Raw genomic sequence first — 22,625 nt, forward strand, 5'->3', positions numbered from 1 at the left:
TCAGGCTCGCCGCCTTCGCCACGGGGTCAGGACGTACTGCAGAGTGACCAGGGCCGCGTCGGCGACGACGGCGAGCAGGATCGTGAGGACCACGCCCGCGATCACCGGGGTCGGGAAGTCGCGCTGGAAGCCGTCGGTGAAGAGCTGGCCGAGGCCGCCGTCGCCGATGTAGGTGGCGACCGAGACCAGGGAGATCGACATGACCGTCGCGATCCGGACCCCCGCCATGATCACGGGGAGCGCGAGCGGGAACTCGACGGTCAGGAGCGTGCGCAGGGGGCGCGCACCCATCGCCTTGGCCGCCTCCTTGGTCTTCGTGGGGACCGAGTCGAGGCCCTCGACCGTGTTCCGCAGCAGGACGACCAGGGTGTAGACGGTCAGGCCGATGACGGTCGTGGTGCGGGTCAGGCCGCTGACCGGCAGCAGGAGCACGAAGATCGCGATCGACGGGATGGTGAACAGGATGTTCGACAGCCCGAGCAGGAAGCCGCGCAGGGCGCGGACGCGGTGCGCCACCACGGCCAGCGGGAGGGAGATGACCAGACCGAGGAAGACGGCGGTCAGGGCGGCCTGGAGGTGGGAGACGGTGAGGGTGGTCAGATCGTCGGTGTGGTCGCCTATCCACGACCAGTCGATCGTCATGCGGCCACCCCGGTGCTCGTGGAGGTCCGGGCCTCGGTGTGGGCGCGGCCCGCGTGGGCGTGGATGTCGTCTCGGGAGGTGACACCGGTGAGGACGCCGTCGGTGTCGACGCGGGCGACCAGGCCGGTGGGGGAGGCGAGGGACTCGTTGAGCGCCGACAGCAGGGAGTCGCCGTCCGTGAGCGGCCGTACGGGGAGTTCGTCCCGCGTCGTGTCGGCGGCCCAGTGCAGCGGCCTGCGTGCCGCGTCGAGTACGAGGGTCCAGTCACCGCCCTCGGGGGCCGGGCCCTGCGGGACACCGGCGAGGGTCGTGAGCGAGAGCAGCTTGAGGCCGCGCTCGGCGCCGAGGAAGTCGGCGACGAAGTCGTCGGCCGGGCGGGCGAGGAGTTCGGCGGGCGCCGCGCACTGCACGAGGTGGCCGCCGGTGCGGAAGACGGCGATACGGTCGCCGAGCCGGACGGCCTCGTCGATGTCGTGCGTGACGAAGACGATGGTCTTGTTCAACTCCTTCTGCAGTCGCAGCAGTTCGTCCTGGAGCTGGGTGCGCACGACCGGGTCGACGGCGCCGAACGGCTCGTCCATGAGCAGTACGGGCGGGTCGGCGGCGAGCGCGCGGGCGACGCCGACGCGCTGCTGCTGGCCGCCGGAGAGCTGGTGCGGGTAACGCCGGCCGGCGTCGGCCGCGAGGCCGACGGTCTCCAGGAGTTCGGCGGCGCGAGCACGGGCCCTGCGCCGGCCGTGGCCGAGCAGCAGCGGCACGGTGGCGATGTTGTCGAGCACCGTGCGGTGCGGGAAGAGCCCCGACTGCTGGATGACGTACCCGATGGAGCGGCGCAGTTCGGCGGCGTCCTGCCGGGTGACGTCCTTGCCGCCGACCCGGATGGTGCCGGAGGTCGGTTCGACCATCCGGTTGATCATCCGCAGGGTGGTGGTCTTGCCGCAACCGGAGGATCCGACTAGGACGGTCACGCCGCCTTCCGGCATGTCGAGGGAGAGGTCGTGGACTGCTGTCGTGCCGTTGGGGAAGCGCTTGTGGACCGCGTCGAACTGGATCATGAGTTGTCCCTTGCCCGGCTGTATAACATCATGCAGAGTTCTTGGTGTCTGAATAGGTTGTCAATGCCTCGGTGTTAATCCGAGGTAACGGATGCCCGACAGGCAAGATCAAGCGTCCGGATTGAGGGGAGTTAGGGCTTATGCCGTCTCAGATCGTGGACGTACCGGCTTCCATGGCCTCCGAGGGCTCCGGCCCCGTCGTCCTCGACGGACGCGGCCTCGGTGTCGCGGACGTCGTGCGGCTGGCCGACGGGGCCGCACATCCGGCTCTGGGTACCGACGCGGTGAAGCGGATGACCGCGTCCTGGGACGTCGCCCGCCAGATCGCCGCGACCGGACGCGTCTACGGCCGCTCCACCGGCGTCGGCGCCAACCGGAACGAGGACGTGCCCACCGAGGCCGCCGCCGAACACGGCCTGCGACTGCTCCGCAGCCACGCCGGCGCCATCGGCGAGGAACTCCCCGCCCGGCAGGTGAGGGCCATGCTCGCGGTCCGCGCCAACCAACTGCTCGCCGGGGGTGCGGGACTGCGGCCGAGCGTGGTGACGGCCCTGTGCGAGGCGCTGGAGAACGGGGCCTACCCGGTCGTCAACGAGTTCGGGTCGGTGGGCACCGGGGATCTCGCCGCACTGGCCCAGCTGGGACTCGCGCTGGTGGGCGAGCACCCGTGGCGGGGTGCCTCGGCACCCGAGGCCCAGTCCCTCGACAACAACGACGCCCTCGCGCTCATCAGCAGCAACGCCCTCACCCTCGGACAGTCGGCGCTCGCCCTGCACGAACTGCGCGGCCTCGTCGCCGCCACCCAGGTCGTCGGCGCCCTGTCCCTGTTCGCCGTCGACGGCTCGCACGAGGCCTACGCCGCCCCCGTGCACGCGGCCCGCCCGCATCGAGGCAGTGTCGAAGTCGCCCGCCGCATGCGGGAGTTGATCGGTGCCGCCGACCGGCCCACACCGCCCCTCGGCCGGCTCCAGGACCCGTACGGCTTCCGCTGCCTGCCCCAGATCCACGGTCCCGCGCACGACGCGGCCGACGCCCTGGAGGCGGTGCTCGCCGTCGAGCTCAACGCGGCCGCCGAGAACCCCCTCATCTGCGCCGAGGACCTGGCCGCCTACCACCACGGCGGCTTCTATCAGGCCCAACTGGCGCTGTCCCTGGACCACTTCAGGCTGGCGGTGACGCAGGTGGCACGTCTGTCGACCTCGCGTCTCTCCACGCTGAACGAACCCGCCTACACCAGGCTGCGGCCCTTCCTGGCCGACCCCGAACCCGCCTCGTCCGGCGTGATGATCCTGGAGTACGCCGCCGGGGCCGCCCTCGGTGACCTGCGGGCCTTCTCGGCGCCCGCGTCGCTCGGCCACGCTGTACTCTCCCGGGGCGTCGAGGAACAGGCCAGCTTCGCCTCGCTCGCCGCACGGCAGACGCTGCGTGCCGGCGGCGCGTACCGTCTCGTCGTCGGCTGCGAACTCGTCGCCGCCGTAAGGGCGTTGCGTCAGCGCGACCTCCGGCCCGACCCGGGACTCCCGGTGGGCCGGGCGCTGGAGCTCGCCGAGTCGGTGCTCGACGAGGAACAGGCCGACCGGCCGCTCACGGACGACGTGACGGCCGCGGCCCGGCTGCTGGACCGGTTCACGGACATCTGGAGGGGGAGCGGGGCATGAGCGCGGACAGGGACACAGGTGTGGGGGTGGGTGTGGCGGACAGTCCCGCCGCACGGCTGCAGGCGCTCTTCGAGGGGCACCGGCTGACACCGACCCAACGGCGCATCGCGCACAGCATGGTCCGCCGGGCGGCCGACGTGCCGTTCCTGTCGAGCGTCGAGCTGGCCGAGCTGGCCGGGGTCAGCCAGCCGTCCGTGACCCGCTTCGCGGTCGCCCTCGGCTTCGACGGCTACCCCGCCCTGCGCCGACACCTGCGCGAGGTGGCGCCCGCCGAACAGACGGCGAACACGGCCTCGTACAACGAGTACCAGCAGGCCGTCGAGGCCGAGATCGAGAACCTGAAGCACCTCGCGGAGCTCCTCGCCGACCCGCGTCCGGTCCAGCGGGCGGGACGGCTGCTGGCCGCCTCCCGGCCGCTGCCGGTGCTCGGGCTGCGGGCGGCGGCCTCCCAGGCGTACGGCTTCGCGTACTTCGCCGCCAAGGTGCATCCCGACGTACGGCTGCTCAACGAGGGCGGCACGATGATCCACGACCGCATCGACGCCGCCGTACGCGCCGGAGCCTCGACCCTGCTCTGCTTCGCGCTGCCCCGGCACCCGCGCGAGGTCGCGGACACGCTGGCCTACGCCAGGGAGGCGGGCCTGACCGTGGTGACCGTCGCGGACTCCGCCTTCGCGCCCGTCGCCAAGGTGTCCGACCTGCTGCTGCCCGCCGCCGTCGGCACCGGCCTCGCCTTCGACACCGCCTGCGCGCCGATGCTGCTGGGCCGGGTGCTCCTGGAGGCGATGTGCGACGACCTGCCGGACGCGCAGGCCCGGCTGGAGGAGTTCGACGCGAAGGCGGCGGCACGGGGCCTGTTCGTGGAGTGACGGCCCGCGCGAGCCGTTCTCAGACTCGTCTCACCTTCGCTCGCTAACCTGCATGCCCAGAAAGTCGTTGAGGCAGTGCCGGAGGGCGAGGAGGCGCAACGTGGCACGCGCAGAACGCGGAGGTCAGGGGCTGGCTCGGGTGGCCGTCGTCGTACGGGCCGGAGCCGCACCCCTGTGGTGGGCCGGGGTGTTCGCGGCGGGCGTCGGCGTTCTGGTGCCGGGCGTCACCGGCCGCCGGATCGGGGTGATGGCCGGAGCCGCGCTGTTCATCGTCGCCGCGGCCCTCGTGGCGTACCGCCGGCGCGGCCGGTACACCGCCCTCGCCCGGGGCGCCGCCCGCGCGGGCCGGCACGACGTGCTCCAGGACCGTGCGGTGACCGCGCGCAACTGGCGCCGGGGACACCGCTGGTGGCTGCTGCTCGGCTGCCTCGCCGCGCTGGGCAGCGCGTTCGCCGTACCCGCCGCGGGCGGCATGCTGCTCGCCGGCTGCGGCACCGGGCTGCGGCTCAAGGCCGCCTGGCTCGGGCGCCACGAGCGGACCGAGGAGGCCCTGCTGTGGGTGCGCGTCGACTGGCTCGACGCGCGGGGCGGACGCCCGGCCGGCAAGCAGGTCAAGGCGTACCGCGGCACCGGCGTCGCGGCGGGCGACGCGGCCCCGGGCGGGGCCCGCCGCCGCACCGCGGCGCTGGTGTGAGCTCCGGCCCGGGTCAGACCTCCAGGTCCCCCTCGATCCTCTTCAGCTGGTGGCGGGCCATCGCGAGGTTGGCCCGCTTGGCGTCGAGCACCAGGTAGAGGAAGAGGCCGTTGCCGCCCCGGCCGCTGATCAGCCGGATCAGGTGGTACTGGTCGGACAGGGTGATCAGGATGTCCTCGATCTCGGCCTTCAGGCCGAGGTGCTCCATCGTGCGCATCTTGGCGCGTACGACGTCGGTGTTGCCGGCCGCGGCGACGTTGAGGTCGAAGCCCTTGCTGCCGCCGATGGTGCCCAGCGCCATACCGCTGGTGTAGTCGACGAGCGCGACCCCGGTGGCGCCCTCGATCGAGGCGAGCGCCTCTTTGAGCGTGGTCTCGGTGTTGGCCATGGTGATCTGGTCCTCTCAACTTTCCTTGGTGATGCGCGCGTTGGCGGACGTGCCGCGAGGTGCGCGCGCGGTTCTGGTGCGCGTGGTGCTGGTCTTGACGGCCGGTTTGCCGGCGGCCGGCTCGACGGCCGGGGTGTCAGCCGGTGTGGGGGCTGGTTTGCCGGTCGGCTTGCCGCTCGGGTCGGTGGACGGGCCGGTGCCCGGGTCGGTGGTCGGTTTCGCGGCCGGGTTGGCGGCAGGCATGTCGGGTGGGTCAGTGGTCGGGGCGGCGCCCGGGCCGGTTCCGGTGGTCGGGGTGGCGGCCGGTTTGCCGGCCGGCTTCGGGGCGGATCTGGTGGTGGCCCTGGCGGTGGCCCGGGCAGGGGCGCGCGCGGCGGGCTTCGACGGCGGCTTCGGGGTTCTCGCGGGCGCCCGGGGCACCGGGGCGACGGGCGCGACGACGAGCTCCCCGATCCGGACGCCGGCCCGGCGGCCCTCCAGGTGCAGGCGGCCGACGTTGACGCGGTCCTGGGCGAGCAGCGTCAGCACGGCGAAGGGCCCCGCCGAGTACGTCGCCACGCAGCCGTACACCCCGCGTACCAGCAGCTCCCGGAAGTCGCCGTGACCGGTGGCGTCCGTCAGCTGCACGGCCACGCCACGGGCGGTCGCGGCCAGCGCCGCCACGCCCTCCGGTTCGACCCCGGGGGTGTCCTGCGCGAGGACGAGACCGTCGACGCCGGAGGCGAGGGAACCGGTGAGCTGCGGAACGCGGGCCCTCAGCCGGCGCAGCTCGTCCAGGATCTCGGCCTCCGCCGCCGTCACCTCCGCTGCCATCGGGTCTCTCCTCTCGGCGCGCGGTCGCTGCCTTTCAAAGGGCCTCCAGCGCATCCCTGAGCCTCTTCAGCAGCGTGATGTTCGGGTCGTCCGTATGGCCGGGGTCCCCTCCACCGGCGAGTTCGGGCGGGAGTGGCACGACGGGAGTCTGCGGGCCGGGCGCCACGACACCGGCCGCCACCAGCCGGCGTACGTCCACCAGCGTGTGGAACGCGGGCCGGCCCAGCTCCCGCGCGATGTCCGACGCCGTGCGCACGCCGTCCACCAGGGCCAGCACCGCCCGCCGACGGGCCGTGAGTGCCGGGGCGGCGACCGCCTCGGCACGCACCAGCGGGATGCCGTCCGTCCTCGGGTCGGGCCAGATGCGGTGCAGCAGGTCGCGGCGGCGCAGCGTCTCCCTCTCCAGGGCGTCCACCGGCACCGGCCGTACGGCGCCGGGACCCTCCGCGGTGCCGTAGCGGAAGCGGCCGGGGGTGCTGCTGGGGGCGAGGGCGAAGTACGCCGCGTCGTACAGCGCCACGAGATGGCACAGTTCCAGCGCGCCCGGGGTGGGCCGGCCGCCGTCGACCGGGACACGTCCGTCGCGGTGCCGGCCGCCCGCCCCGGGCACGGACCGCCGGGGGCCGGCCTCGGTGGTGGTGTCGACGGTCAGGCCGGCCGTCGGACCGGCGGTCGTGTCGGTGTGGGCGTGCAGCGTGCCGCGGGTGCTGAGCAGCACGTCGAGGGCGGGGGCGGAGGGGCTTTCCGCGTGCACCACCTGGCCTTCCGCGAGATGGAGTGTGCCGCGTTCGCGGACGAGGACCCCGGTGGCCCGCTCGGCGGCGAGCCGGGTCAGCATCGGTGAGACGCCGCCCCAGCCGCGATCCTGCGCCGCGGCCTTGTCCCGCACCGGCAGGCGGGGCGGCGGAGTGGTTCTGACGGTGGTCATCCCAGCACCAGCCGTCCGGCCATCTCGCCGAGCCGGATGCGGGCCAGCGCGAGGTTGCCGTCCGCGCGGGTCAGCCACAGGTGCAGGAACACGCTGCTGTCGAAGGACGTCCGCACGAACCGCAGCACGTGATAGCTGTCCCGGTTGCTGAGGATCAGGTCCTCGACCGGCGGACCGGCCCCGTCCGGATCCTCCCCCGGCTCGCCCTCCGGCGCGAAGGCGTGCTGTTCGGCGGCCAGTCGCGCGAGTTCGGCCGCCTCCGCAGCGGCCGCCTCGTGGTCACCGCCCGGAGACTCCCCGACGCTGCCCAGGGCCAGCCCGCTGGTCCAGTCGACCAGCGAGGCGCCCCGGGCACCGGGCAGTCGCATCGCTTCCAGCAGACACTCGTCGATTCCGGGCACCGTGGCTCCCTCCCGCCTGGACATTCGGCTGAGTGACGCCGAAACTACGCAACGTGTGCGTGGGGAGTGAGTGTTCTGGCATTTTCCGGCGGAACATGCTGCGGATGGCTAAGGTGGGTCAACTGACCTCATATGCGCCCCAGTTGACCAGCGCATTTGTCGGAGCAGGTCAACCGCGCCCGGACGCCCTGAGGGTGGTGAGCGCGGTGGCGTGCGCCCCTCCCGACTCGGCCACGATCTCCCGTACGGTCTGCCGCTCGCGGACGGTCGCGAAGGCGACGCCCCCGGAACCGTCCGGAGCGAAGCCGTAGATCCCCGGCCGGGCAAGGGAGTTGTAGGCGTAGTGGTGGGCCAAGTAGTACGCGCCCGTGTCCAGCGCGGCCGCGTAGTCGCCCTGCTCCAGCAGCGGCAGTTCCCGCCCCGAGGCGAGCAGGTCGCCCGCGAAGCAGGCCGGCCCCGCGATGTCCTGCACCACCCCGGGTCCGCTCTTGGGCCGTCCCTTCGGGTCGTACGCGGCGATGCGCAGCGGCCACGCCTCAGGCACGTACACCGTTCGCGTCGCGATCTGCACGCCCGCGTGCGTGACCGCCACCGGCCGCCCGCCGGCGCTCTTCGCGTACTCCACCCGGGCCACCACCGTTCCGTGCTTGGCCAGCAGCGACCGCCCGAACTCGGTGACCAGTCCGTGCCGCCCGTCGAACAGTCCCGGCACCGCCTCCCGGAGCAGCCGCGCGTACCGCGCGTAGGTCGGTGCCGTCGCGTCCGAGCCGAAGTTCACCGGCAGCCCGCCGCCGATGTCGATCGTGTCGATCTGCGGCCGGCCGATCCGCCGGTTGATCTCCTCGGCGAGCGCGTACGTCTCCGCCGCGCCCCGCGCCATCAGCGACAGCGGGATGCCCTGAGAGCCGGTGTGCGCGTGCAGCCGGGTCAGCCACGGGCGGTCGGCGTAGGCGCGTACTACCCATTCGCGCGCTCCCTCGTCGCGCAGCGCCACCCCGAACTTCGAGGTCGCCGTGGCCGTCGACAGGGCCTCGATGGAACCCCCGCCGAGCTGCGGGTTCACCCGGATTCCGAGCGGTGAGCGGCTGGTGGCGGAGCGCATCAGCACGTCGACGCGGTCCAGCTCCTGCGGATTGTCCGCGTTGACGGCGATCCCGAGGGCCAGCGCCTCGCGCAGCTCCGCCGGGGTCTTGGCGGGCGAGTCGAGGACGGTGCGGGCCGGCGGCAGCCCCGCCGCGCGCGCGAGGGCCAGCTCGCCGGGGCTCGCCACCTCCGCGCCGATCCCCTCCTCGTGCAGCAGCCGCAGCACCGGGACCAGCGGTGTCGCCTTCACGGCGAAGGCGTGCAGCACGGGCGTACCGGGTGCCACCACGGCGTCGAACGCCGCCGTCAGCTCGGCCGCCGACTCCCGGATGCCCGTGACGTCGAGCAGACCCACGATCGGGGCGCCCGGCGCGAGCAGCCCCTGCTCCACCGCGGCCCGCACCGCCTCGTCCCGGCGGACGGCCCGGTCGTGGCCGGGCTGCGCGTCCGCGTGGTCGGGCTCGTACGGCTCCGTGTCGGCCTCGTGCGGTCCCGCGCCCGTGTCGTACGGCCCCGCGCCCGTGTCGTACCGGTGCCCGTCCCGTCCGTCTCCGTCCTGTCCGTCCCGTCCGTCCCAGCCGCCTCTGGCGTTGTCCACGGCGTCCCCCGTCATGTCGTCGTCCGTGCCCATGCATCCAGCCAAACACCGACGAGGTTCCCGTGCCGAAGGGCCCACGTATTGACTAGCTCTATTCAGAGGGCGAGTATGTGAATAACGGCAGCAACAATCCGCTAGGAGGCAGACCATGTCAGGACCCCGCCCCGTACGAGCGCCGCGCGGTACGGAACTGAGCGCCCTGGGATGGCAGCAGGAAGCCGCACTGCGGATGCTGCAGAACAACCTCGACCCGGAGGTCGCCGAGCACCCCGACAAGCTCGTCGTCTACGGCGGCACCGGCAAGGCGGCCCGCGACTGGCGCTCCTACGACGCCATGGTCCGCACGCTGCGCACGCTCAAGCAGGACGAGACGATGCTCGTCCAGTCGGGCCGCCCGGTCGGCGTCATGCAGACCCACGAGTGGGCCCCGCGCGTGCTCATCGCCAACTCCAACCTGGTCGGCGACTGGGCCAACTGGGAGGAGTTCCGCCGCCTGGAGGCCCTCGGCCTGACCATGTACGGCCAGATGACGGCCGGCTCGTGGATCTACATCGGCACGCAGGGCATCCTCCAGGGCACCTACGAGACCTTCTCCGCCGTCGCCGCGAAGAAGTTCGGCGGCACCCTCGCCGGCACGATCACCCTGACCGCCGGTCTCGGCGGCATGGGCGGCGCCCAGCCGCTGGCCGTGACCATGAACGACGGCGTCGCGATCTGCATCGACTGCGACCCGCGCGCCATCGAGCGCCGCATCGAGCACCGCTACCTCGACGTGCAGGCGGACTCCCTGGAGCACGCGCTCCAGCTCGCCACCGAGGCCCGCGACCAGCGCAGGCCGCTCTCCATCGGCTTGCTCGGCAACGCGGCGGAACTGCTGCCCCGCATGCTCGCCGAAGGCGCCCCCATCGACATCGTCACCGACCAGACCTCGGCCCACGACCCGCTGGCCTATCTGCCCGTGGGCGTCGACTTCGACGACATGGCGGCCGCGGCGGCCAAGGACCCGGCCGGCTTCACCACCCGCGCCCGCGAGTCCATGGCCCGGCACGTCGAGGCGATGGTCGGCTTCATGGACGCCGGTGCCGAGGTCTTCGACTACGGCAACTCGATCCGCGGCGAGGCCCAACTCGCCGGCTACGACCGCGCGTTCGCCTTCCCGGGGTTCGTGCCCGCCTACATCCGCCCGCTGTTCTCGGAGGGCAAGGGCCCCTTCCGCTGGGCGGCGCTGTCCGGCGAGGCGTCCGACATCGCCAAGACCGACAAGGCGATCCTCGACCTCTTCCCCGAGAACGAGTCCCTGGCCCGATGGATCAAGCTGGCCGGTGAGCGCGTCCACTTCCAGGGTCTGCCCGCCCGGATCTGCTGGCTCGGCTACGGCGAGCGCGACAAGGCCGGCGAGCGGTTCAACGACATGGTCGCGAGCGGCGAGCTCGCGGCCCCGCTGGTCATCGGCCGCGACCACCTCGACGCCGGTTCGGTGGCCTCCCCCTACCGCGAGACCGAGGCCATGCTCGACGGCTCCGACGCGATCGCCGACTGGCCGCTGCTGAACGCCATGGTGAACGTCGCCTCGGGCGCCTCCTGGGTCTCCATCCACCACGGCGGCGGGGTCGGCATGGGCCGCTCCATCCACGCCGGGCAGGTCACGGTGGCCGACGGCACCCCGCTCGCCGGCGAGAAGGTCCGCCGGGTCCTCACGAACGACCCCGGGATGGGTGTGATCCGGCACGTCGACGCCGGGTACGACATCGCGGAGTCGGTGGCCGACGAGCGCGGCGTCAGGATCCCCATGCGCGAGGGTGACGACGCGTGACCTTCCACAGCATGTGGACGCAGTTGCTGCCGATCGGCCGCGACCGCGCCTCCGGCGGCTACCGCCGCTTCGCCTGGACCGGTGCCGACGCCGAGTGCCGGGCCTGGTTCAGGGAGCAGGCCGAGTCCCGCGGGCTCGCCTACGAACTGGACCGCAACGGCAACCAGTGGGCCTGGCTCGGGGATCCCACCGCGGGTGACGCCGTCGTCACCGGGTCGCACCTCGACTCGGTGCCCGACGGAGGGGCCTACGACGGGCCCCTCGGGGTCGTGTCCTCCTTCGCCGCCCTGGACGAACTGCGCGCCAGGAACGCGCGGTTCACCAAGCCCGTCGCGCTCGTCAACTTCGGCGACGAGGAAGGCGCCCGGTTCGGGCTCGCCTGTGTCGGCTCCCGGCTCACCGCCGGACACCTCACCGTCGAGCAGGCACACCGGCTGACCGACGGAGACGGGGTCACACTGCCGCGGGCCATGGAGGCCGCCGGGTACGACCCCGAGGCCATCGGCGCCGACCCCGAGCGGCTCGCCCGCATCGGCGCCTTCGTCGAACTGCACGTCGAGCAGGGGCGGGCGCTCGACCTGTCCGGCGACCGGGTCGGCCTCGCCAGCGCCATCTGGCCGCACGGGCGCTGGCGGTTCGACTTCCGGGGTCAGGCCAACCACGCCGGCACCACGCGGCTGGCCGACCGGCGCGACCCCATGCTGTCGTACGCCGAGACCGTGCTCGCCGCCCGCCGCGAGGCCGAGATCGCGGGCGCCGTCGCCACCTTCGGCAAGATCGCGGTCGAGCCGAACGGCGTCAACGCCATCCCCTCCCTGGTGCGCGGATGGCTCGACTCCCGGGCCGCCGACCAGGACAGCCTCGACACCGTGGTCAACGGCGTCGAGAAGGCCGCCCGCGAGTACGCCACCGCCCACGGCGTCGACCTGGACGTGGTCCGGGAGTCCTTCACGCCCGTCGTGGAGTTCGACCACGCCCTGCGCGACGAACTCGCCCGCATCCTGGGCAAGGACACCGAGCCCGAACTCACCGTGCCCGTCCTCGGGACCGGTGCCGGACACGACGCCGGAATCCTGTCCGGGAGCATTCCGACCGCCATGCTGTTCGTGCGCAACCCCACGGGCGTCTCGCACTCCCCGGCCGAGTTCGCCGCCGAGGACGACTGCGTGGCCGGGGTGACCGCACTCGCCGACGTTCTGGAAGGGCTGGCCTGCAGGTGACGCACCCCCACACGCGTACGTACTGGCTGGAACACGCCTGGCTCGACACCAACGTCGAGCCGGGTGTGACGGTCACCGTGTCCACGAGCGGCTCCGCCACGGACGGTTCCGCGGGCGGCGAGGGCCGCATCACCGCCGTCCGCACGGACACGCCGACACCGCAGCCCGGCGCCGAGATCCTGCGCGGTCTCACCCTCCCCGGGCTGGCCAACGCCCACAGCCACGCCTTCCACCGCGCCCTGCGCGGCACCGTCCAGGTGGGCTCCGGCACCTTCTGGACCTGGCGCGAGATCATGTACTCCTTCGCCGACCGGCTGACCCCGGAGACCTACCACGCGCTCGCCCGCGCGGTGTACGCCGAGATGGCGCTGGCCGGCGTCACGGCCGTCGGCGAGTTCCACTACGTGCACCACAACCCGGACGGCACGCCCTACGCCGACCCGAACGCGATGGGCGAGGCCCTGATCCAGGCCGCCGCCGACGCGGGCATCCGCATCACGCTCCTCGACACCGCCTATCTCGCCGCCGGCTTCGGGCAGCCGCCCAACGCCCACCAGCGGCGCTTCTCCGACCGGACGGCCGAGGCCTGGGCGGAACGCTGTTCAGTTCTCAAGGACCGGGATCACGCGCGGATCGGAGCGGCCGTCCACTCCGTACGGGCCGTGCCCGCCGGCCAGTTGGCGACGGTCGCGCGATGGGCCGAGGAGCGGCGGGCCCCACTCCATGTGCACCTGTCCGAGCAGACCGCCGAGAACGACGCCTGCCAGGAAGCCCACGGCCGCACGCCCACACGGCTCCTCGCCGACCACGGCGTCCTCGGCCCGCGCACCACCGGCGTCCACAGCACGCATCTCACCGACGAGGACATCAGGCTGCTCGGCCGCTCCGGCACCGGCACCTGCATGTGCCCCACCACCGAACGCGACCTCGCCGACGGCATCGGACCCGCCGTCGCCCTGCAACGACACGGCTCCCCGCTCTCCCTCGGCTCCGACAGCCACGCCGTCATCGACCTGTTCGAAGAGGCACGCGCGATGGAGCTCAACGAGCGGCTGCGCACCCGCACCCGCGGCCACTGGACGGCCGCCGCCCTGCTGCGCGCGGCCTCAGCCGACGGCCATGCCGCCCTCGGCTGGGAGGACGCCGGCGCCATCGAGGCGGGCGCGCTCGCCGACCTCACGACGATCGCGCTCGACTCGGTCAGGACAGCGGGCCCACTGCCCCGGCTCGGCGCCGAGACGGCCGTATTCGCGGCGACGGCAGCGGACGTACGGCACACGATCGTCGGCGGGCGGCACGTCGTGCGGGACGGGGCGCACGCGCTGCTGCCCGACGTCCCGCAGGCACTGGCGGCCGCCGTAGACGCCCTGCGTGCCTGACGCGCACCGAACTCCGCTCCCAGCCCCACGAGGACGACGCCATGAGCAGCACCGTCATCACCAACATCGCCACGCTGATCACCAACGACCCCTCCCTCGGCGACGGCTCAGCCCTCGGACTGGTCCAGGACGCGGCCGTCGTCATGGACGGCGACCGCATCGTGTGGACCGGTGAATCAAGCAAAGCACCCGCCACTGACAACCGGGTCGACGCCGGCGGCCGGGCGGTGCTCCCGGGCTTCGTCGACTCGCACTCCCACCTGGTCTTCGCGGGCGACCGCACCCAGGAGTTCAACGCCCGGATGTCCGGCCGGAGTTACTCGGCGGGCGGCATCCGTACGACCGTCGCCGCCACCCGCGCCGCCACGGACGGGGAACTGGAGGCGAACCTCACCCGTTACCTCGCCGAGGCCCTCCGCCAGGGCACGACCACCTTCGAGACGAAGTCCGGCTACGGCCTGACCGTCGAGGACGAGGCCCGCGCCCTGCGCATCGCCGCCCGCCACACCGACGAGGTCACCTACCTCGGCGCGCACATCGTCTCGCCGGACTTCGCCGACGACCCGGCCGCGTACGTCGCCCTCGTCACCGGCGAGATGCTCGACGCCTGCGCCCCGCACGCCCGCTGGATCGACGTCTTCTGCGAGAAGGGCGCCTTCGACGGCGACCAGGCCCGCGCGATCCTCACCGCGGGCAAGGCGAAGGGGCTGCACCCGCGCATCCACGCCAACCAGCTGTCCTACGGCCCCGGCGTGCAGCTCGCCGTCGAACTCGACGCGGCCAGCGCCGACCACTGCACCCACCTGACGGACGCCGACGTGGACGCCCTGGCGAGCGGCGCCACCGTCGCCACGCTGCTGCCGGGCGCCGAGTTCTCCACCCGCGCCGTCTGGCCGGACGCCCGGCGTCTCCTCGACGCGGGCGTCACCGTCGCCCTCTCCACGGACTGCAACCCGGGCTCGTCGTTCACCTCCTCCGTGCCCTTCTGCATCGCGCTGGCGGTGCGGGACATGGGGATGACACCCGACGAGGCGGTGTGGTCGGCCACGGCGGGCGGCGCGGCGGCCCTGCGCCGCGACGACATCGGCCGGATCACTCCCGGCGCCCGCGCCGACCTCCTCCTCCTCGACGCCCCGAGCCACGTACACCTGGCCTACCGGCCCGGCGTACCGCTGGTCAGCGGGGTGTGGCGCCGGGGCACACGCGAACTCTGACGGCCGACCCCGACTTCAGCCCCCGTATGAGATGCGCCAAGGGTGCGATGTCGGTGGTGAGTTCGACGGCGGGGCTGTCGCTCTCACGGAGTTGGACGGCGGTGGGGGTGGCGGCGACCTCGACGCAGGTGTTTCCCTCGCCGCCGCCGGAAAACGTGGACTTCTGCCAGTTCAAAGCGTGCTCCATGGCGGGACTCACAGCTCCTTGGTCAGGCGGTGGATGAAGTCCCGTGACGCTGTGGGTTCTAGGGACGCCTGCTCCACCGTACGGAAGAGTGTTCGGAGCCGTTTTAGCTGGGCTTCCGCATCGATGAACAGGGTGCCGGTTGGAGCGTCACGCACTCCGGTGTCCAGTTGGGGTACGGGCCCGCCCATGTACATCATCGAGGCGTCGGCGCCGGCGAAGCCGTCCTGGTCGGTGGGGATGACGCGGATAGTCGTGTGCCCTTGCTCGATCTGGTCGAGCAGCCAACGGAGTTGAACGAGGGACGCCTGACGGTCGGCCACTCGGACGCGCAGCGCGAACTCGTGGACGATCGTCTCGTACGGGGTGGGGTGGCCACCCTCGATGACGGCGCGTCGCCGCAGCCTGTGTTCCACCCGGGGTACCAGCTCGCTCTCGGGTAGCTCCGGGCGCATGTATCGGAACACAGCTCGGGCGTAGCCGGGGGTCTGGAGCAGCCCAGGAACGTGAGTGATGACGACCTCGCGCAGGAACGTGGCATGGTGCTCCGCCTCCGCCACGTCCAGATTCACTTGGGGGAGAACTCCCCGATACTCGTCCCACCAGCCACGCGTGCGATCGCCCGCCATGGCTGCGAGAGCGTCGGTCAGCGCTTCGTCCGCGCAGGCATAGTGGGCTGCGAGGCGGCGAATGCGTTCCGCGCTCACCGCTGCGATGCCTGCCTCAACCTGACTCATCTGAGCCGACGTCGAGTTCAGGAATGACGCCACCTCGCGGGCTTTGAGACCCGCGGCTTCGCGTAGCTTGCGCAGTTCGGCTCCAAGGCGCATCTGGCGCGCGGTGGGATGGGTCCTCGCTGCCATGCGCCTCTCCCCAACATGCCTGCTGTCGTGCCACTTTCGGGTGTCAGATTACGGCAGTCGGTTGCAGGGGCAGAAATTAATGCCTTACCGTCAGTGACGCAACGCCCACGCTGCGGAAGCGCACCGCTCCGTCCTGCCATGACGGTGAGGCATGCCACCGCCCGTGCTCACCCCACGACCCGACTGGAGCCGACGCATGTCCGAACGCGACCCCTGGGAGTACTCCCTCTACATCCCCAACGACCCCCGCGCCGTCACCGTCTGCCGACGCACCCTGCGTCTGATCCTGACGCTGCACGGTCTGATCCGCCTCGCGGACGCCGCCGAGCTGATCGCCTCGGAGCTGGTCTCCAACGCCGTACGCCATACGAAGGGTCCCGCCGCGCTACGGGTGCGCTGGTCGCCCGGGGTGCTGCGGATCGGCGCGTGGGACACCGACCCGGAACCACCGGAGCCGGTCGGGCGGCTGGAGGACCTGGCGGAGGCGGAGGGTGACCGCGGCATCGCCCTGACCCGGGCCTGCGCGGACGTATGGGGCTGGCAGCCACTGTCCCGGTTCGGCAACCGGGGCAAGTACGTGTGGTGCGACATGGTGGCGGCCTAGACGGTCGACTCGTGGCGCGACTTCGCCGCGCCGCCCCCGAAGCCCCTCACACCGCCCCCGCCCGCCACCTCTGCTCCGTGCCGCCGCTCAGTCGGTCCAGGGACAGGCCGTCGCCGCTTGCCGGGGTGAGGGCCGTGGCGATGGCGACGGCCGGGCGGATCACGCCGTCGTCGTCCACGGTGAAGCGCAGGTTGTCGCCGTGGTCCCCGTCGACCGAGTCGCACTCCCAGATGCCGACGCCGTCGTCCACGGAGCCGCGGCTGTCCAGGCAGAAGTCGGGGTCGGCGGACGACTGGAGGACGCCGCGTGCGGAGTCGACACGCCACCGCTGGGTGCTGGAGGCGGCACACGGGGCCGTGACGACGTCCGTGCCCTTCTCCAGGTCGCCGTCGCGGATGTCCAGGCACAGGCCCGAGGCGACGTTCACCACCTGCGCGAACGTGGCGCCGGGCGGAGGCGTCGACGAGGGCGTGGGCCTGGGGGAGGGGGACTTCGACGGTGCCTTCTTCGAGGGGGACGGGCTCCGCGTCGGCGAGGGCGACTGGCTGGTCGCGGACGGGGACGGGGTCACCGGCACGGTCGCGGTCACCGTCACCGGCGGCTGCCCGGCCGGTGCGGGCGTTCCGGCCGCCGACTGTCCGGCCGGGCCACCGCCGCCCTGCGCGATGAGCAGGACCAGCAGCGGGGCGAGGGCCACCCCGAGCGCGGCCGAGGCCAGCACGAAGCGGCGGGACGGCGGCCAGGGCCCGGGCTTCGTCCGGCTGTCGAGGCGCTGCGGCGCGCGCGCCTCGGCGGTGACGTACGCCGTGCCGCCCCACGGCAGCAGGCCCTCGGCCAGGGCCGGGCGCGGGTTGTCCCGCAGCGCGGACAGTTCCTCGTAGGCCGTCGTGCAGTGCGGGCAGTGCGTCATGTGGGCGTGCAGGTCGGTGCTGTCGCGCGGGTTGTCCGGGCGTACCGACTCCTCGATGAGCCGGCGGAAGTCGCCGCAGCGCGGGTCGTCGGAGGCGGCGAGGCGGAACCGCAGACAGGTCTGGGCCAGGGCCTGCAGCGCCTGCTCCGTGCCGTACACGACGTCCTCGCGCGTGAGGCCGAGGAAACCGGCCGTGCGGTCCGCCGCCTCCTGCTCCACGATCCCGTACCAGACGAGACCCTGAGCCCGGGCCGGCAGTGACTGGAACGCGCCGAGCATGGGCGGCACCGGGCCGCCGGGCGGCGCCGTGTTCAGCACCAGGAGCAGGCCCGCGTCGAGTCCGGCGGCCCGCTCGTCCCCGGCCCAGGACGCGGCCACCCGACCGGCCAGCAACAGGAGTTGATGCCGCCACGGGACGCCGGGGTCGGTGCCCCGCGCCGTCTCCCGGGCCGCGAGCATGAACGCCTGGGCCGCCAGCTGCCGGGCCATGGACTCGCTCGTGGTGCACAGGCGGGCGTGGGCGAGGACCGCCGGCCGGTGCCGGGCCCGCAGTTCCTGGAGAGCCGGATACGCGGCGGCCGTGTCGGCGCGCAGCAGTTCGGTGAGCCGCGCGTCGGAGGCGCCGGCCCAGCCGCCCGCGTACGAACCGCCTCCGGCCTCGACCTCGTTGTCGCTCCCGTCGGCCCGAGCCATGCACCTGCCTCCTCGCCCCCGGTGACGTGGTCCGGCCCGGTCCTGACGGACCGGCCAGTTTGGAGGGTGCCATAGTGAGGGAAGGCGGCCCGTGGGAAAAGAGGTTTCTGGGGGTAACCGGTGAACGGCCTGATCATGACGTCGAACGCGGTGCGCCCGCCGCCCGTTTTGGGCACCGGACACACCGCGTTCACGACGAGGGCGTCGGCCGGAGGAGCCGGGCTCCACCGGGCTCGACGGTCCTACTCCTCCAGGGTCAGGCCCTTCCGCAGCCGCACCAGCGTCCGCGACAGCAGCCGCGACACGTGCATCTGCGAGATGCCGAGCTCCTCACCGATCTCCGACTGCGTCATGTTGGCGACGAAGCGCAGGGAGAGGATCTGCCGTTCCCGGAAGGGGAGTCCGGCGATCAGCGGCTTCAACGACTCCACGTACTCGATGCCTTCGATGCCGTGGTCCTCGTAACCGATGCGGTCGGCGAGGGCGCCCTCGGCGTCGTTCTCCTCCGGCTGGGCGTCCAGCGAGGAGGCGGTGTACGCGTTCGACGCGGCCATGCCCTCGACGACCTCGTCGTTCGAGAGGCCGAGGCGCTCCGCCAGCTCCGCCACGGTCGGCGCGCGGTCCAGCCGCTGCGCCAGTTCGTCGCCGGCCTTGGCCAGGTCGATCCGGAGTTCCTGAAGCCGTCGCGGTACGCGCACGGACCAGGAGGTGTCACGGAAGAAGCGCTTGATCTCCCCGATGATGGTTGGCATCGCGAAAGTGGGGAACTCCACGCCGCGGCTGAGTTCGAAGCGATCGATCGCCTTGATCAGGCCGATGGTGCCGACCTGGATGATGTCCTCCATCGGCTCACTGCGGGAGCGGAAGCGGGAGGCGGCGAACTTGACGAGGGCGAGGTTCAGTTCGACGAGCGTGTTGCGGACGTACGAGTACTCGCGGGTGCCTTCCTCCAGCGAACCGAGCCGCTCGAAGAGGGTCTTGGACAGAGCCCGCGCGTCCACCGGCCCCACCTCGTCGAACGGGGGGATCTCCGGGAGTCCGGCGAGTGCGTCGTCCTGGTCGTGCCTGCCGTACAGGTCGTCCCGGTCGTTCGGCACCACGCCGACGAGTGCGTCGTCGCGCTCGATGGGATTCAGATGTTCCGGGGGGGATGTCGACGTCGCATCCTGGGTACGCGATGCGTCGAGCCGGGGTGACATGATGTCCTCCATCGTTCTCGGCATATGGCTGCCGAAGCCGGTGTGTGCACTACGGTGTGCGGCGCCTCCAAAGCCGGCCGTGTCGAGTTCGTGTCCCTACTAGCCCTACCTGCTTTCCCGAGCACACCGCAAGTGCGTTTTGTGCGGAAATGTCCGTTTGCGGGTGGATGTTCGGGTGTTGAAGCGCGCTTTGAAGGCGTAGTGTTCGAGGTCGTCAGTCAGCAGCCACGACGTCGGGAGAGAGAGACGGCATGGACCGCGGGACGGTCGGCAGCGCACAGTCTGGCCGGCTTCTGGTTGAAGTGCGGGAAGAGGGCTCCAGTGCCGTCGTGACCCCGGCGGGTGAGTTGGATCACCACACCGCCGATCTGTTGCGCGAGCCACTCGAGGACTGCCTCGCCAAGGGATTCAGTCGACTGGTGGTCGACTGCTCACGCCTGGAGTTCTGCGACTCCACCGGGCTCAACGTGCTGCTCGGTGCGCGACTCAAGGCGGAGGCGGCCGGGGGCGGAGTGCATCTCGCGGGCATGCTGCCCGTGGTCGCACGCGTGTTCGAAATCACGGGGGCGGATGCCGTCTTCACTGTTCATGACAGTGTCGAGGCGGCCCTTGTCGATGAGCCGGGCAGTGGCGGCGGAGGCGGCGGGGAGGGCTGAGCCGATCGTGTCGAGCGAGTCGGCCGCCCGTGTCCCGGTGGCCCCCTGTGACCGGCGTTTTTCAGGCGTCACGAGGTTTCGTGCCGGATCAGGGGTGTTCTGCGGGTTCCGTCGGGCAGGAGACCTCCGTACCCAATGCCGTACCGACCGTGTGGTGACCTGTGAATCGTGAACTGGTGAATCGGTGAGGTGAAGCGCTGATGAGCACCACCCGGCCTTACCCGCCGGGCGACCGCGGCCCGGAGCCCAGCGGTGCTTCCGGGGTGTCCGAGGGAGGCGCGGCCGTGTCTTCGGGGGGTCGTCAGGTCCGCAGACTCAGTTTCGACGGGCAGAGCGGTGTCGTTCCGCTGGCCCGCGACTTCACCCGCCAGGCGTTGTACGCCTGGGACTGGATGCCGGCGACCACCGCCGACCGGCGCGCCGCCGCCGAGGACGTCCTGCTCGTCGTCTCCGAGCTGGTCACCAACGCCTGCCTGCACGCCGACGGCCCCGACGAGCTGTGGATCTCCTGCGACAACAAGGTGATCCGTATCGAGGTCTCCGACAAGGGCGCGGGCCAGCCGGCCCCCCGCACTCCGCACCGCGCCGGACGCCCCGGCGGCCACGGCATGTTCATCGTGCAGCGGCTCTGCCTGGACTGGGGGGTCGTACGGACCTCCGGGGGCACGGGCAAGACGGTCTGGGCCGAACTGGGCGCACCCGCCTAGTCGTTGCCGGACCTTTTCACACGTCACACCACGCGCGCCGGATCGCCACAGATCCGGCGCGTGCTGTGTCTTCCTTCCTCAGGGCCCCCGGCGTACCTTGACGGCCGATCTGATGTGCCGTCAGAAATGCCTTCAGGAATGAGGGGACCGTGTCGAACCGGACGTTCCACAAACGAACCGCCGCGCTCGCGTCCGCCGCGGCCCTGGCCGGCTCGGCGGTGCTGATGGCCGCCCCAGCAGCCCACGCCGAGGTCGTCGACGTCAACTACCAGTGCAAGACACCGATCGGGGACAAGAGCGCCGTCTCGCCCATCGACATCAAGGGCGTCAAGAGCGGCAGCGGCTACAAACTCACCATGTCCTGGCAGAAGGGCGTCTCCTCCAGCCCGGTCGAGCTGGGCAAGGGGGCGATGAAGCCGAGCGCCACCATCAAACTGGGCGGCGCCGACAGCGGCACGGTCTCGGTGACCGGCCCCGCCAACCAGGCCGCGATCCCCGCCGACACCCCCATCAAGATCAACGACCTGACGGGCACGTACACCCCGAAGAAGACCGGAAAGGTCACCTTCACGGCGGGCGTGCTCACCATCAAGGCGCTCGGTACGACGACCACGTGCACGCCGACGAACAGCCCGAAGGCGTCGCTCACACTCGACGTGACGGCGGCGGGCGGAGGCGGTGGCGGTGGCTCCACGGAGACACCGCAGAGCGGCGGCGACTCCGGCGCCGAACTCCCGCAGACCGGCCCCGACGACTCGGCGGTCGCCCTCGGCACGCTCGGCGGCACGGTGCTGCTCGCGGGCGCGGCGGGCACGCTGTGGCTGACGCGCAGGAACCAGACGGCGCGAGTGCGCCGCTGACAGGACGTCCGTACGACGCCGGAGCCGCCCATGCCGTCCCCCACCCGCGCCCAGCCCCCGCCCGCGCCGAACCCGCCCGCGACGGACCCGCCCGCGACGGACCCGCCCGCGGCGGACCTGCCCGCGACGGACTCGCCCGCGGCGGACCTGCCCGCGACGGACTCGCCCGCGACGGACCTGCCCGCGACGGACCTGCCCGCGACGGACTCGCCCGCGACGAACCCGCCGGCGACGGACCCACCCGCGCCGGACCCGCCCGCGACGAACCCGCCAGACCCGACCGCGCGGTCCGTGCTGCCGCCGCTGTGCCTGGCGGCCGTGCTGGCCCTGCCCACGCTGGTCCTGTCGGCCGCCGGCCCGGCCGCCGCGGCCGCCCAGGGGTGGGCCGTCGTGCCCGCCGGCGGCGGGCGGCCCGCCTTCTACGCCGAGGGCGCCCCCGGGACGGTCCTGCAGGACACGGTGTCCGTGGTCAACCGGGGCGGCGAACCGGTCACCGTACGGCTCGGCGCCACCGGACTGCGCGTCACCTTCGCCGACCCCGGGCTGCGCGTCCCCGCCCGCACCCGCGCCGACGTCCCGTTCACGGTGCGCGTCCCGGCCGGCGCCGCCCCCGGCGACCACGCCGGCACGATCGTCGTCCGCGACGCCGACGGCCGCTCCCGGTCCGTGCCGGTCCGGCTGCGCGTCGGCGGCCCGGCGCTGTCCGCGCTGACCGTCGAGCACCTCGCCGTGCACGGCGACCGCATCACGTACGAACTGGTCAACCGCGGGACGACCGTCCTCGTACCGCGGCTCGCCGTGCGCGCCGAGGGGGTGTTCGGCACCCTCCTCGACCGCGCGCCGCGCACCCTGCCCGTCGACCTGCCGCCGGGCCGCCGGCTCGCGCTCAGCGAGCCCTGGTCCGGCCGGCCCGCCCTGGACGCGGTCGAGGTACGGCTGACGGTGACGGCGGCGGGCGGGGCGCGGGACACGGCGGACACCTCGGCGAGGTTCGTGCCGTGGGGCACGGTGGCGGGGGCCGGGACCGCGGTGGCGGTGCTCGCCGCGCTGACCGTCGTACGACAACGCGGGCGGCGTACGTCCGACGGCGGCGCGGTGTCCGAGAGCCGCCGTGAAAGCCCCCGTGAAAACCCCCGTTCCGAGGACGAGTTGACGGGAGTGGTGACGTGAGCGGCACAGGGCGCGGCAGGGTGC

At 72.6% G+C, this 22,625-nt stretch carries 22 protein-coding genes and 1 pseudogene; 12 read left to right on the plus strand and 11 right to left on the minus strand.

Translation table 11 applies throughout. The features are described 5' to 3' along the window. The gene (locus tag OG985_RS27350; RefSeq protein ID WP_371670986.1) at window positions 1-642 is read right to left on the minus strand and encodes an ABC transporter permease; all 642 of its coding nucleotides are present in this window, start codon (window positions 640-642) and stop codon (window positions 1-3) included. After that, on the minus strand, window positions 639-1,697 hold the full coding sequence (locus OG985_RS27355; RefSeq protein ID WP_371670987.1) for an ABC transporter ATP-binding protein: 1,059 nt from the start codon (window positions 1,695-1,697) through the stop codon (window positions 639-641). Before OG985_RS27355 ends, OG985_RS27350 begins: the two co-directional genes overlap by 4 nt. A gap of 140 nt (window positions 1,698-1,837) precedes the next feature. Here OG985_RS27355 and OG985_RS27360 point away from each other — a divergent pair, with 140 nt between their 5' ends. The 3 genes from OG985_RS27360 to OG985_RS27370 all read left to right on the plus strand — a co-directional run bounded on the left by OG985_RS27360 (window position 1,838) and on the right by OG985_RS27370 (window position 4,918). Next, window positions 1,838-3,355, plus strand: a complete 1,518-nt coding sequence (locus tag OG985_RS27360; RefSeq protein WP_371670988.1) for an aromatic amino acid ammonia-lyase — start codon at window positions 1,838-1,840, stop codon at window positions 3,353-3,355. Then, window positions 3,352-4,224: a MurR/RpiR family transcriptional regulator gene (locus tag OG985_RS27365; RefSeq protein WP_371670989.1), complete on the plus strand. Its 873-nt coding sequence runs from the start codon at window positions 3,352-3,354 to the stop codon at window positions 4,222-4,224. The genes OG985_RS27360 and OG985_RS27365 overlap by 4 nt, the downstream gene beginning before the upstream one ends. Before the next feature lie 139 nt (window positions 4,225-4,363). Next, window positions 4,364-4,918: a hypothetical protein gene (locus tag OG985_RS27370; RefSeq protein ID WP_371674510.1), complete on the plus strand. Its 555-nt coding sequence runs from the start codon at window positions 4,364-4,366 to the stop codon at window positions 4,916-4,918. Between the two features lie 13 nt (window positions 4,919-4,931). Here the strand turns inward: OG985_RS27370 and OG985_RS27375 are convergent, their stop codons facing one another. The 5 genes and pseudogenes from OG985_RS27375 to OG985_RS27395 form a co-directional block, all read right to left on the minus strand. Then, window positions 4,932-5,306, minus strand: a complete 375-nt coding sequence (locus OG985_RS27375) for a hypothetical protein (protein ID WP_371670990.1) — start codon at window positions 5,304-5,306, stop codon at window positions 4,932-4,934. A gap of 279 nt (window positions 5,307-5,585) precedes the next feature. After that, a pseudogene (locus tag OG985_RS27380) lies at window positions 5,586-6,119 on the minus strand (roadblock/LC7 domain-containing protein); the annotation flags it as partial. A 34-nt stretch (window positions 6,120-6,153) separates the two neighbouring features. Then, window positions 6,154-7,047 (minus strand): transcriptional regulator, encoded by an 894-nt coding sequence (locus OG985_RS27385; protein ID WP_371670991.1) that lies wholly within the window; start codon window positions 7,045-7,047, stop codon window positions 6,154-6,156. Beyond that, the gene (locus OG985_RS27390) at window positions 7,044-7,448 is read right to left on the minus strand and encodes a hypothetical protein (protein WP_371670992.1); all 405 of its coding nucleotides are present in this window, start codon (window positions 7,446-7,448) and stop codon (window positions 7,044-7,046) included. Before OG985_RS27390 ends, OG985_RS27385 begins: the two co-directional genes overlap by 4 nt. A gap of 169 nt (window positions 7,449-7,617) precedes the next feature. After that, a complete protein-coding gene (locus OG985_RS27395) occupies window positions 7,618-9,162 on the minus strand; it encodes a diaminopimelate decarboxylase (protein WP_371670993.1) in 1,545 nt (514 codons plus the stop codon). A 115-nt stretch (window positions 9,163-9,277) separates the two neighbouring features. On the opposite strand from OG985_RS27395, the gene hutU reads away from it, so the two are divergent. From hutU to hutI, 4 genes are read left to right on the plus strand one after another with little or no spacing between them, the layout of a single operon-like run. Beyond that, entirely contained in the window at window positions 9,278-10,942 is a 1,665-nt protein-coding gene (hutU, locus tag OG985_RS27400) for a urocanate hydratase (protein ID WP_371670994.1), read from the plus strand. Next, window positions 10,939-12,162, plus strand: coding sequence for an allantoate amidohydrolase (locus tag OG985_RS27405; protein ID WP_371670995.1), 1,224 nt, complete (start codon window positions 10,939-10,941; stop codon window positions 12,160-12,162). Before hutU ends, OG985_RS27405 begins: the two co-directional genes overlap by 4 nt. Further along, the gene (locus OG985_RS27410) at window positions 12,159-13,541 is read left to right on the plus strand and encodes a formimidoylglutamate deiminase (protein ID WP_371670996.1); all 1,383 of its coding nucleotides are present in this window, start codon (window positions 12,159-12,161) and stop codon (window positions 13,539-13,541) included. The genes OG985_RS27405 and OG985_RS27410 overlap by 4 nt, the downstream gene beginning before the upstream one ends. 41 nt (window positions 13,542-13,582) lie before the next feature. Then, window positions 13,583-14,755 (plus strand): imidazolonepropionase, encoded by a 1,173-nt coding sequence (gene hutI, locus OG985_RS27415; RefSeq protein WP_371670997.1) that lies wholly within the window; start codon window positions 13,583-13,585, stop codon window positions 14,753-14,755. Here hutI and OG985_RS27420 read toward each other — a convergent pair. Both OG985_RS27420 and OG985_RS27425 read right to left on the minus strand, forming a co-directional pair. After that, window positions 14,718-14,942 carry a DUF397 domain-containing protein gene (locus OG985_RS27420; RefSeq protein ID WP_371670998.1) on the minus strand — a complete coding sequence of 75 codons (225 nt, stop codon included), beginning with the start codon at window positions 14,940-14,942 and terminating at the stop codon, window positions 14,718-14,720. The genes hutI and OG985_RS27420 overlap by 38 nt on opposite strands. Window positions 14,943-14,950: 8 nt before the next feature. Beyond that, window positions 14,951-15,802: a helix-turn-helix domain-containing protein gene (locus OG985_RS27425; protein ID WP_371670999.1), complete on the minus strand. Its 852-nt coding sequence runs from the start codon at window positions 15,800-15,802 to the stop codon at window positions 14,951-14,953. Window positions 15,803-15,998: 196 nt separating this feature from the next. Between OG985_RS27425 and OG985_RS27430 the strand changes: the two genes are divergently transcribed. Next, window positions 15,999-16,406: an ATP-binding protein gene (locus OG985_RS27430; RefSeq protein WP_371671000.1), complete on the plus strand. Its 408-nt coding sequence runs from the start codon at window positions 15,999-16,001 to the stop codon at window positions 16,404-16,406. Window positions 16,407-16,452: 46 nt separating this feature from the next. Here OG985_RS27430 and OG985_RS27435 read toward each other — a convergent pair whose 3' ends face one another. Both OG985_RS27435 and OG985_RS27440 read right to left on the minus strand, forming a co-directional pair. Then, a complete protein-coding gene (locus tag OG985_RS27435; protein ID WP_371671001.1) occupies window positions 16,453-18,009 on the minus strand; it encodes a ricin-type beta-trefoil lectin domain protein in 1,557 nt (518 codons plus the stop codon). A 242-nt stretch (window positions 18,010-18,251) separates the two neighbouring features. Next, window positions 18,252-19,220 (minus strand): RNA polymerase sigma factor SigF, encoded by a 969-nt coding sequence (locus OG985_RS27440; RefSeq protein ID WP_371671002.1) that lies wholly within the window; start codon window positions 19,218-19,220, stop codon window positions 18,252-18,254. 239 nt (window positions 19,221-19,459) lie between these two features. Here OG985_RS27440 and OG985_RS27445 point away from each other — a divergent pair, with 239 nt between their 5' ends. The 4 genes from OG985_RS27445 (at window position 19,460) to OG985_RS27460 (ending at window position 22,601) form a co-directional block, all read left to right on the plus strand. Next, on the plus strand, window positions 19,460-19,864 hold the full coding sequence (locus OG985_RS27445; protein ID WP_371671003.1) for an STAS domain-containing protein: 405 nt from the start codon (window positions 19,460-19,462) through the stop codon (window positions 19,862-19,864). Window positions 19,865-20,064: 200 nt separating this feature from the next. Further along, entirely contained in the window at window positions 20,065-20,571 is a 507-nt protein-coding gene (locus OG985_RS27450; protein WP_371671004.1) for an ATP-binding protein, read from the plus strand. Between the two features lie 149 nt (window positions 20,572-20,720). Beyond that, a complete protein-coding gene (locus OG985_RS27455; RefSeq protein WP_371671005.1) occupies window positions 20,721-21,431 on the plus strand; it encodes an LPXTG cell wall anchor domain-containing protein in 711 nt (236 codons plus the stop codon). 294 nt (window positions 21,432-21,725) lie between these two features. After that, entirely contained in the window at window positions 21,726-22,601 is an 876-nt protein-coding gene (locus tag OG985_RS27460; RefSeq protein WP_371674511.1) for a hypothetical protein, read from the plus strand. The last annotated feature ends 24 nt before the right edge of the window (window positions 22,602-22,625 follow it).

Source organism: Streptomyces sp. NBC_00289 (genome assembly GCF_041435115.1).
Taxonomy (GTDB): domain Bacteria; phylum Actinomycetota; class Actinomycetes; order Streptomycetales; family Streptomycetaceae; genus Streptomyces.

What these genes read in the sequence shown, in the direction of transcription:
- OG985_RS27350 (WP_371670986.1), bottom strand. Translation starts at nt 642, where the DNA reads ATGACGATCGACTGGTCGTGGATAGGCGACCACACCGACGATCTGACC.
- OG985_RS27355 (WP_371670987.1), bottom strand. Translation starts at nt 1,697, where the DNA reads ATGATCCAGTTCGACGCGGTCCACAAGCGCTTCCCCAACGGCACGACA.
- OG985_RS27360 (WP_371670988.1), top strand. Translation starts at nt 1,838, where the DNA reads ATGCCGTCTCAGATCGTGGACGTACCGGCTTCCATGGCCTCCGAGGGC.
- OG985_RS27365 (WP_371670989.1), top strand. Translation starts at nt 3,352, where the DNA reads ATGAGCGCGGACAGGGACACAGGTGTGGGGGTGGGTGTGGCGGACAGT.
- OG985_RS27375 (WP_371670990.1), bottom strand. Translation starts at nt 5,306, where the DNA reads ATGGCCAACACCGAGACCACGCTCAAAGAGGCGCTCGCCTCGATCGAG.
- OG985_RS27385 (WP_371670991.1), bottom strand. Translation starts at nt 7,047, where the DNA reads ATGACCACCGTCAGAACCACTCCGCCGCCCCGCCTGCCGGTGCGGGAC.
- OG985_RS27395 (WP_371670993.1), bottom strand. Translation starts at nt 9,162, where the DNA reads ATGGGCACGGACGACGACATGACGGGGGACGCCGTGGACAACGCCAGA.
- hutU (WP_371670994.1), top strand. Translation starts at nt 9,278, where the DNA reads ATGTCAGGACCCCGCCCCGTACGAGCGCCGCGCGGTACGGAACTGAGC.
- hutI (WP_371670997.1), top strand. Translation starts at nt 13,583, where the DNA reads ATGAGCAGCACCGTCATCACCAACATCGCCACGCTGATCACCAACGAC.
- OG985_RS27420 (WP_371670998.1), bottom strand. Translation starts at nt 14,942, where the DNA reads ATGGAGCACGCTTTGAACTGGCAGAAGTCCACGTTTTCCGGCGGCGGC.
- OG985_RS27425 (WP_371670999.1), bottom strand. Translation starts at nt 15,802, where the DNA reads ATGGCAGCGAGGACCCATCCCACCGCGCGCCAGATGCGCCTTGGAGCC.
- OG985_RS27430 (WP_371671000.1), top strand. Translation starts at nt 15,999, where the DNA reads ATGTCCGAACGCGACCCCTGGGAGTACTCCCTCTACATCCCCAACGAC.
- OG985_RS27435 (WP_371671001.1), bottom strand. Translation starts at nt 18,009, where the DNA reads ATGGCTCGGGCCGACGGGAGCGACAACGAGGTCGAGGCCGGAGGCGGT.
- OG985_RS27440 (WP_371671002.1), bottom strand. Translation starts at nt 19,220, where the DNA reads ATGGAGGACATCATGTCACCCCGGCTCGACGCATCGCGTACCCAGGAT.
- OG985_RS27445 (WP_371671003.1), top strand. Translation starts at nt 19,460, where the DNA reads ATGGACCGCGGGACGGTCGGCAGCGCACAGTCTGGCCGGCTTCTGGTT.
- OG985_RS27450 (WP_371671004.1), top strand. Translation starts at nt 20,065, where the DNA reads ATGAGCACCACCCGGCCTTACCCGCCGGGCGACCGCGGCCCGGAGCCC.